The sequence below is a fragment of the Candidatus Hydrogenedentota bacterium genome (assembly GCA_035416745.1).
GTDB lineage: Bacteria > Hydrogenedentota > Hydrogenedentia > Hydrogenedentales > SLHB01 > UBA2224.
In genome coordinates, this window is the sequence record DAOLNV010000052.1 from 32,059 (window position 1) to 40,835 (window position 8,777).

5 protein-coding genes are annotated in these 8,777 nt (G+C 62.0%); all 5 read left to right on the forward strand.

Going from position 1 to position 8,777, the window contains the following annotated elements; genetic code table 11:
* Positions 1–256 precede the first annotated feature (256 nt).
* The 5 genes from PLJ71_15045 (at position 257) to PLJ71_15065 (ending at position 8,744) form a co-directional block, all read left to right on the forward strand.
* On the forward strand, positions 257–1,165 hold the full coding sequence (locus tag PLJ71_15045) for an NAD(P)-dependent oxidoreductase (protein ID HQM50004.1): 909 nt from the start codon (positions 257–259) through the stop codon (positions 1,163–1,165).
* Positions 1,158–2,357, forward strand: coding sequence for a DegT/DnrJ/EryC1/StrS family aminotransferase (locus tag PLJ71_15050; GenBank protein ID HQM50005.1), 1,200 nt, complete (start codon positions 1,158–1,160; stop codon positions 2,355–2,357). The genes PLJ71_15045 and PLJ71_15050 overlap by 8 nt, the downstream gene beginning before the upstream one ends.
* Before the next feature lie 27 nt (positions 2,358–2,384).
* On the forward strand, positions 2,385–3,962 hold the full coding sequence (locus PLJ71_15055; protein ID HQM50006.1) for a sodium/solute symporter: 1,578 nt from the start codon (positions 2,385–2,387) through the stop codon (positions 3,960–3,962).
* A 12-nt stretch (positions 3,963–3,974) separates the two neighbouring features.
* Positions 3,975–5,369, forward strand: a complete 1,395-nt coding sequence (locus PLJ71_15060) for a galactokinase family protein (protein HQM50007.1) — start codon at positions 3,975–3,977, stop codon at positions 5,367–5,369.
* Positions 5,370–5,552: 183 nt separating this feature from the next.
* The gene (locus PLJ71_15065; GenBank protein HQM50008.1) at positions 5,553–8,744 is read left to right on the forward strand and encodes an FG-GAP-like repeat-containing protein; all 3,192 of its coding nucleotides are present in this window, start codon (positions 5,553–5,555) and stop codon (positions 8,742–8,744) included.
* The last annotated feature ends 33 nt before the right edge of the window (positions 8,745–8,777 follow it).

Here is an 8,777-nt window from a genome sequence, read left to right on the forward strand (position 1 = left end):
CACAATCAATCATGGTGCGTTCGCTGCCGGGAGTGTAGTGAATCGTAGTCAAATTAGCGTATGCTGATTGGATTAGAAAGCAGGCAGGGAAGCCCGCACCATAACAAAGTCCAGGAATTTTCATAGGAAAACGGGGACTGACATGAGCGAAGCAACGCAGAGATGCGTCTGTCCGCGCCTCCCGCGCTCACAAATCGGGATGTCAACGGTATGACTCATTACACTCGAGCCTGAAACGCGGGGGGACAATTCATCCATGGCGCGAAGACTCATGGTTACGGGGTACGGGGGTTTTGTGGCGGGCAGCGTGGTCTGGCAGGCGCGCGGGAATTGGGACGTCGAGGCGCTTTCCCTTATCGAGCCGCCTCAGGAACGGCCCGGATTCCGGTGCCGGCAACTCGACCTCTGTGACGAAGCGGCGCTCGACGCCATTTTCGAACAAGTCAATCCGGACGCGGTCATCCACACCGCGGCTCTTGCGGACATCGATTATTGCGAGGCGCACCAAGAAGAGGCGGAACGCGTCAATGTGGGCGTGACGCGCGCGCTGGCACGCCTGTGCGCCAGCCGCGGGACTAAGTTGATTTTCTGCTCGACCGACACGGTTTTTGACGGAACAAAGGGGATGTACGCAGAGGACGACGCGCCCCGCGCGGTCAATTTCTACGCGAGCACCAAGATTCGCGCTGAGTCCCTTGTGCGTGAATTGGTTCCCAACAGCGTGGTCGCACGATTGTCCCTGGTGATGGGGCTGCCCGTGCTGGGTTCTGGAAACTCGTTCCTGGCCAAGATGGTGTCTGCGCTGGAAGCCCACAAGCCGGTGACGTTCCCCGCCAATGAGGTCCGGACCCCTGTGGATGTCATCACTCTTGGGGCGGCGTTTCTTGAGCTTGCGCGCAGCGATTTCGCGGGGGTCATGCATCTGGCGGGCAATACGCGATTGAACCGGTACGACATGGCGTGCCAAATCGCGGAACGGCTGGGCTATTCCCGGGACCTTGTGCGTGCATGCGATTCGAACGCCATGGCGGGCCGCGCCCCCAGGCCGAACGATGCATCCCTTGACAACACCAGGGCCCGAAGCCTGCTTGAAACTCCGATGAGGACCCTTATGGATGGATTGAACCTCGTACTCGAAGCGAAGGAGGCGCAGAGCAATGAGTAGTCCTAAGATTAAACACGACCTCGTGATCAAGTTCGGCAGCGAGTACGGTCCCGAGGAGCAGGCTGCCGTGCTCGAAGTGTTGCGCCAGAACGCCCCGACCAGCGGCGACGCATGTATCCGGTTCGAGGAAGCGTTTGCCGCGTACACCCGTAGCAAGTACGCGCGTTGCGTCAGCAACGGCACCGCCGCGCTGTTCATGTCCATGGTGGGGCTCGGCATCAAACCGGGCGACCGCGTGATCACAACGCCAATGACGTGGATCGCCACCGCTGCCGCGCCTGCCACTCTCGGCGCGGACGTGGACTTTGTGGATATCGACCCGAGCACCTACAACCTGGATCCCCGCCAGCTCGAAGCGGCCATCAGGCCGGAGACAAAAGCGGTTATCCCGGTCCACTTGTATGGACAATGCTGCGACATGGACCCTATTCTCGCCATCGCGCAATCGCACGGCCTGGCCGTGGTCGAAGACGCTTGCCACGCCGTAGGCGGCGAGTACAAAGGACGTAAGGCGGGTTCAATGGGAACAACCGGCTGTTTCAGTTTCCACGAGCAGAAGAACATGTCCACCCTGGGCGAGGGCGGGATGATCGTGACCAACGATCCGGAACTCTACGAGCGCATCGCCCTCTACCGGTCCCACTGCACGCGGGTATACGGCAAGAGCACGAAGTACTGCAGCCTCGATGAAACGAAGTTTCCCCAGGGCAAGCGTTTCTGGTGGCAGGATTTCGACGACACGGGGTACAACTTCCGGATGACCGACATTCAGGCGGCGGTCGGCATCGAGCAACTCAAGAAACTCGACTTGCTGAACCAGCGCCGAATCGACAACGCCGCGTATCTTACGGAAGCCCTTAGAGACGTTCCCGGCGTCGTGCTTCCCGTGATTGCGCCGGGGCGCACGCACGTGTTTCATTTGTACCCGGTGCTGCTCGAGCCCGACACTTTCGGCATGACCAAAGAAGACTTCGTCCATGCCATGCTTTACGAGCGGGGCGTAAAAGTGGGCACGCACTATATTCCGCTGCACTGGACGACGGCGTTTCAGAAGCGCGGGTACCGGCGGGGCCAGTTCCCGAATGCCGAGAGAGTGGGGGAGAACCTTGTCACGCTGCCCATCAACCCCCGCCAGACGCCTGAAGCCTTGTGCTACCTTGTGGACAGCATTAAAGCGTTGTTCCGCGGGTAATGTACGCAACCGGGAAGGGCAAACACGATGCGATTGGGATTGCTCGACGCTGTCATCTTGATTGTATACCTGATAATTGTTGCTGCAATCGGGTTCTGGGTGGCCCGGCGCGAGAGAGCAACGACGCGCGAGTATTTTCTGGCGGGGTTTCACGTTCCCTGGTATGCCATCGGGCTGTCAATGGTCGCCAGCAGCATCAGCACCGAGCAATTCATCGGGGAGGTCGGATTTGCCTACAGCTACGGCATGGCGGTAGCCAACTGGGAATGGCTCAACTTCATCGCATTGTCCGTGCTCATCTGGATATTCACGCCCTTCTACATCCGCGGGCGCATCGCGACAATGCCCGAGTTCCTCGAGCGCCGCTACGGCGTCGCGCCAAGAAGCATATTCGCATGGCTGACCGTGCTCAGCTATGCCATCGTCAACCTCTCCCTCGTCTTGTATGGGGGCGGCCTCGCCCTGAACTACATCTTTCGCACGCCCATCTTCTGGTCGGCCGTACTCCTCGCCGTATTGACCGGCGCGTACACCATCTATGGCGGCCTCTCGAGCGTTGTGTGGACCGACGTTTTTCAGTGCGTCTTGTTGCTGATCGGCGGACTCGTCATCTTCTTCGTGGGGCTGCACAAGGTCGGTTGGGACGCCATCTGCTCGACAGGCGACCGCGCCCACCTGATCCTTCCCGCCGATCACCCGAAACTTCCGTGGACCGCGATGCTTGCCCTCGCCCTCAGCACGAACGTCTGGTACTTCTGCACCAATCAATACATCAACCAGCGGTGCCTGGCGGCAAAAGACGAGTGGCACGCCAAGATGGGCATGATCTTCTGTGGTTTTCTGGGGATCTTGCTTGGATTGAGCGTGTCCTTCCCGGGCCTTATTGCATACGCCATCAATCCAAACCTGGAGGACACGAACCAGGCATATCCCTATCTTGTAACCACGCTGCTGCCCCCCGCGATTCAAGGCTTGATTCTGGCTGCTCTGGTCAGCGCGATCATGTCCACCATCTCTTCTCTGGTGAACTCGACCGCAACGATATTCTCGCTCGATATCTACCAGCGGCTGTACCGCAAGAACGCGCCGGACAAGGAGTTGATCAGGGTGGGGCGCTGGTGCGGAGCGGTCACGCTTCTTGTCGGCGTGGTTTGCGTGCCTCTTGTGGGCAAGTGGGACCAAATCTTCGCGTATTGTCAGGAGGTCTGGGTATTGCTTGCCGGGCCAACGGTGGCGGTCTTCGTGGTAGGCGTCCTGTGGAAACGGGCCAACAACACGGCCGCCACAATCACGATGGCGCTGTCATTTCCCCTGTGCGCCGTGCCGTATGTGCAGAAGTTCTACCCGTTTCTCCCGGGCCCCATTGAGAACATCTTCGTTTTGGGCCTGTTTGTTGTTCTGATCTGCGTGGCCCTGATGATCGTCCTCAGCCTGGTGACCGCTGCCCCGCCCGCTGAAAAGACGCTGGGCATGTTGTGGACGCCGTCCATGCTGCGCCTTCCCGCGGCCACGGCGGCCACAAAACCGCACTGGTACCAGAGCGTCGTGTTGTGGTGGGGCCTGATGGTGCTCACGTTTACCATCATCTATGCCATTCTCTGGTAGAGGAGGCATCCCGTGGCATCGTTCCAAGATACAGTAGCGATCCTGACCAGGGAGGGCGGCCTGTTTAACGCCAGCGCCCCGGTCTTCGTGGCCCGCTCGCCGGGACGCCTCGACCTGATGGGCGGCAACGATGATTACACCGGCGGCCTGGTCTTTGAGATGACCATTCGGGAAGCCACGTGGGCGGCCACGCAAGTCCGGGAAGACGGTCAGATTGTTCTTCGCAACCAGACCGCTGCGCAGATGGGTTGGAAGGAGAACGTGCGGTGCGCCTTGAATCTGCTCGTTGATGAACAGGCCGTGCGCAAATACGTCAACGCTTCCCCGGATATTCGTTGGACCGCCTACGTATTGGGTAACTTCCACTACCTGCTTAAGAAATACGCGGAGCGCATCACGGACCGCGGCATGACGGTCTACATCGAGTCCAACGTGCCGTTGAACAAAGGTGTCAGCTCGTCCGCGGCCGTCGAGGTGGCTGTTATGAAGGCTGCCTGCGCCGCATACGGCATCGATCTGACTGGGGTAGGCCTGGCGCTGGCCTGCCAGTGGGTAGAGAACGTGATCGCGGAGTCGGCCTGCGGCGTGATGGACCAGATCACGGCGGTTTTGGGCGATGAGGGATGTGTCCTGCCGCTCGTGTGCCAGCCATGCAACCCCGAGCCTCTTGTTCGCTTGCCGGCCAGCCTGGAATGCTGGGCTATCGACTCCGGCGCGAGCCACGAAGTCAGTGGAATCGAGTACGAGGCCGCCCGCGCCGCGGCGTTCATGGGATACAAGCTCATCTGCGATCTCGAAGGACTCGACGTTGTCCGGGACGATTCGCAGGAGATTCCCCGATACACCGAGCCGCGCTGGAACGGCTATCTCGCCAACCTGCCGCGGGCGCTGTTCCACGAGCAATACGAGCACCGCTTGCCTGAAACAATGACAGGGGAGGAGTATCTCGGCACGGCGGGGGAACACGTCGACCCCTTCACGCGATGTCTCCCCGAGTACACATACCGCATCCGCGCTAACACGCGTTACGCGGTGGAAGAGAACCAACGCGTGCAACTGTTCGCCGAACTCGCTCGCGGGGCAACGACGGAACGCGCGTTTCGGCTTCTCGGCGACCTGATGTGCCAGTCGCACTATGCGTACACGGAATGCGGCCTGGCCAGTGAAGCCACCGACCGGATTGTGGCCTTAGCGCGTCAGGAAGGGCCGGAAAACGGCGTCTATGGCGCAAAAATCACGGGCGGCGGCGCGGGCGGCACGGTGGCCATTCTCGCGAAGAAAGACGCGCGTCCGGCCGTCGAGCGGCTCGTGGCCCGATACAGCCGGGTACGAGGGTCAGAGCCGTACCTGTTCGAGGGCAGCTCGCCCGGGGCCGATCGCTTCGGAATCCTGGAAGTACGTCCCTGAACGGCGGCCCTGCGGGGAGAGGCTCTTGCCGCGAGCCCGGACCGTCTTCACCGCCCGCGCGGATCCGGTGTTTCAATCGACCCGTGGCAACGGGCGCCCCGTCACGGCGCCAATATAAACGCACCCGAGGTTCACGCTATGATGTTGCCGGACTGCAAGAGGAAGTTAATCGAGGGTCTTGGAATGAGACACATGTTGCGCGCAACGATGGTAATGGCCGCTATGGGTCTGGCGGCCGCGGCCGCCCGTTCCGGCGAGCCGGACAGGTATATCTACGACGTGGTCTGGCGCGAGCCCGGAGTAATGGGCTTCAGTGCGCCGAATGCTCTCCGGGACGGCGATGCCGGCCCCGTGTCCGCTCTTGTCGCCTGTGCGGGGAACACGGGCGTCGTGTGCTTCTCCTTGGATGGCAAGCGGCTGTGGACGTATCCCTTGACTCCGCCCGTAACCGCCGCTCCCGCGGTAGCCGATGTCGACGGCGACGGCGCCGAGGACATCGTAGCCGGCGACAGCGTCGGAACCCTCGTTGCCCTGCGCGCCGACGGCGCCTTGCTCTGGAAGACGTCCGTACCGGACCGTATCATGGCGGATTCATGTCCGGCGATTGCCGATTTGGACGGCGACGGCCGCTCCGAGGTGCTCGTGGGTGACGTGGGCGGCACCCTCTCGTGCGTTGACTACAGGGGGAGGCTGCGTTGGCAGTTCACGGGCGACGGAAGCCGCATGGGGCCGGCTCTGGTCGCGGACATCTACGATGCGCCGGGCGCCGAGATCATCGTTACGTCGCACGATAGCCATATCTATGCCCTCACGGCACGGGGCGAGTGGTTATGGGATCTGTACTTTCAAGATGACCTCTTCCCCAACAGCACGCCGATCCTCGCCGATGTTGACGGCAATGCGGTTCCCGAGCTGTACATCGGGGGAGGTCTGCACCATTTCTACGCGATAGACCTCGAAAAGGCGTCCGTCGCACTCGAGAAAAACGTCTATCTTCATGTAAACAACTGCATTGCCGCGGGCGACGTGAACGGTGACGGGCTTGACGAGGTGGTCTTCGGCAACAAAGGGGGCGGGCTCTGGTGCTACGGAAAAGAGGGTTTCTTGTGGACCCAACAGTTCGGCGACAGTGGGTTCTATGCCGCGCCCACGTTTGCCGACCTTGACGGCGATCCCCAGCTCGAGATCGTGATGCCGTCAGTCCAAGGCAACGCCCTGCTTCTTGACGCCGATGGCACGTTGCTCCTCAAGGCCGATACCGGCTGCAAGGCCACGGCCGCGCCGCTGGCGGGCGACCTCGACGGCGACGGGAAGCTCGATCTCGCGGTTTCCGACCCCGGCGAGATGTCCGGGGAAGGGATGCTTATGTGGGTCGACTTGGGAGTTCCCTACACCTGCGACGGGCGCAATGCGGCCACGTTTGCTGGAAATCGCGCCCGTTCCGGCCGCCCCCCGCAGGCAAGAGCCTATCCCGTGCTTCCCGCGCCCGCGTTGTCCGAGAAACAAGAAGAGCGGGCCTCAGTGGTGGACAACCCTGTCCTGCTGACCGGGGCCAATACGTTCCGGTTCGACGTCAGCAACCCGGACCGGCGCCGGCACACGCTCCTGGTGGAAATGGCCTATCCCGACGGAACAGCACGCCGGTTTGCGCGCCACGTGTTCGCCGCCGAGGAGCGTGTCGCCGTGGCCTTCGAAGCGCATGACGCGGGAACGTACGAGTTGAAGACACGACTCGTGGACGCCGGCGCGCGGGTGGCCTACGAACCTGCCGCAATGACGCTCGAGTTCGGAGGCTTCCCGTCCGATCAGCGCTACCTTGACGAGGTGGTGTTCGCGGAAACCCAGCGCTGCCTCGAGTCCTGGCGGGCATCGAATCCGCGATGCGCCGACGCCCTGAGCAGGGAACTCGCGGTGAACAGGGGTCTTCTCGCGCAGTTGGCGGACGAAGAGCCCGCCCGGCGGACCGCGTTGCTCACCTCCCTCCGAACCGGCGCAGACCGCTTGCGCGCTCTCGCGGCCGCATCCAGCGCGCTTGCGCCTTCGGGAAGCTTCTTTGCGTGGGAATTCTGTCCGTGGGCGTATTTCGATCCCGGTGTGTCTCTGCCAACGGCAGAAGACCGTACGGAGAGACTCGAAGCCTCGTTGTGCATCGGGGAATACGAGTCTCTGGCGCTGAATCTCACGAACGTTTGCGAACGGAGCCTGGACGTCCGGGTCCTGTTGTCAAACCAGCCGGCGCCCGAGGGCTTCGTGCCCTTGCCGGCAGCGGCCTGCGTCGAACTCAGACGGGCCGTCATGGTGCCTGAATATCAGAGAGCCATGGTGGCGGACGCGCTGCCCCTTCTTGACCAGGCGTCCATCGTCAACATCGCGCCTTTTGAATCCCAGCAGCTCTGGATAACCGTTAACGCGAAGGGTCTTGCGGCGGGCAAGTATGCTGCCCAGGTGCGGCTCAAGAGCATCGAACCCGACCCGACGGAGCTCCTGCTCCCCCTGGAACTCACGGTGCACGATCTGGCGCTCCCCCGTCCGCGGCCCCTGCGGTTCTGCATGTGGGCGTATGACGGCGGCCCGCTTGGGACCGACCGGCCCGAAGTGCTCTCCGCCCTGGTCGAGCACGGCGCCACAGTCTTCTTCGGCACGTGTCCGCAGGCCCAGTGCGACAAAGACGGCAACCTGACCGGTCCCCTGGATTTCACGGCCCACGACGAATCGGTCGCGCGGTTGTCGCCCCACGGGTTCCTGCTGTTTGTGTCGCCGCAGGGCCACCTCCAGGGTGCGCCGTTCTTGTCTGAACCGTGGCGCAAGGCGTTCGTGGCTTACGTTCGCGCCTGGGCGTCCCACATGGCCGAGCTGGGCGTCGATCCCAAGCTCTGGGCGCTATATCCCTATGACGAGCCATCGGCGCCCTATGCCGAAACCACGATCAACCTCGTCGAGGTGGCGAAGCTCATCCGAGAAGCCAATCCTGACGTCTTGATATACGCCGATCCCACCAGCGGGACCACTATGGAAAGCGTCGAGATGTACAAGGGGCTTATCGACATCTGGTGCCCATCCTCGGAACTTCTCAGCCGGCTGGGATCAGAGATGCTTCCCGTGGCGCGCGAACACGCCACGGAAATCTGGTACTACGACGCCCCCGGCCGCGCGAAAACCCTCTCCACCCTCAGCCACTACCGCCGGTGGATCTGGTACGCGTGGAACCAGGGGTTCACGGGCGCAGGATGGTGGGTTTTTGCCCATCACGGCGACGCCGACCGCTGGGACGGTCCCAATACCACCGGCAACTTCTACGCTACGGCCTACGACAGCCCCCACGGGGTCGTCACCAGCAGGCGGTGGGAGGCCACGTACATATTTCGGCACGAGTAGGCCATTGGATACGGCTCAACGCGGCCAGGGAAT

Bases quoted from the DNA above. Each gene is read 5' to 3' on its own strand.
- PLJ71_15045 (HQM50004.1), top strand. From the start codon at position 257: ATGGCGCGAAGACTCATGGTTACGGGGTACGGGGGTTTTGTGGCGGGC.
- PLJ71_15050 (HQM50005.1), top strand. From the start codon at position 1,158: ATGAGTAGTCCTAAGATTAAACACGACCTCGTGATCAAGTTCGGCAGC.
- PLJ71_15055 (HQM50006.1), top strand. From the start codon at position 2,385: ATGCGATTGGGATTGCTCGACGCTGTCATCTTGATTGTATACCTGATA.
- PLJ71_15065 (HQM50008.1), top strand. From the start codon at position 5,553: ATGAGACACATGTTGCGCGCAACGATGGTAATGGCCGCTATGGGTCTG.